Source organism: Bacteroides finegoldii DSM 17565 (genome assembly GCF_000156195.1).
Lineage (GTDB): Bacteria > Bacteroidota > Bacteroidia > Bacteroidales > Bacteroidaceae > Bacteroides > Bacteroides finegoldii.
Genome location: NZ_GG688344.1, coordinates 24,850 through 25,385 on the forward strand (window position 1 = coordinate 24,850; position 536 = coordinate 25,385).

General features: G+C 40.9%; 1 protein-coding gene. It reads left to right on the forward strand.

Annotated elements, in window-relative coordinates; genetic code table 11:
• The coding region (locus BACFIN_RS00185; RefSeq protein ID WP_007758334.1) for an IS256 family transposase at positions 1 to 231 on the forward strand (231 nt) is incomplete at its 5' end.
• Positions 232 to 536: the final 305 nt, after the last annotated feature.

Genomic DNA, 536 nt, shown 5'->3' on the forward strand with positions numbered 1-536 from the left:
CCGGCTATCCGTAAGCTTATATATACTACAAATACCGTTGAAGGGTATCACCGCCAAATCCGTAAGGTAACAAAAAACAAGGGCGTGTTCCCGTCAGATACAGCCCTTGAGAAACTGGTTTATCTTGCATACCGTAATATACGGAAGAAGTGGACTATGCCACTGGCCAATTGGGCTACAATCTCACAGCAACTGGCCATAAAATTTGGAGAACGGTTTAAATTATTGTAATTTTACGCTCGTCGGGACAGGTGGTCCCGCCCCTTGGCGCTGGCCGTTCCCCGACCGACGAGTTTTTAGAAAAAAAATAATGCGTGACACAGTTTATTTTATAGTGCCATCAAGCTGATTCGTTCCAGCGCTTAGATTGGGATATTCAGTAAATGTTCCTCTTTTTAAAAAATCAAGAGAAAAGCTTTGCTTTACGTGAGCTTTTCTCTTGTATTTTTTCGTTCAACTCTCCCAGTCTTCTATCTTTTTTGTAGAATATTGTTTACATATTCTTTGTTTTTTTCCTTCCCACCCATGCATTATGT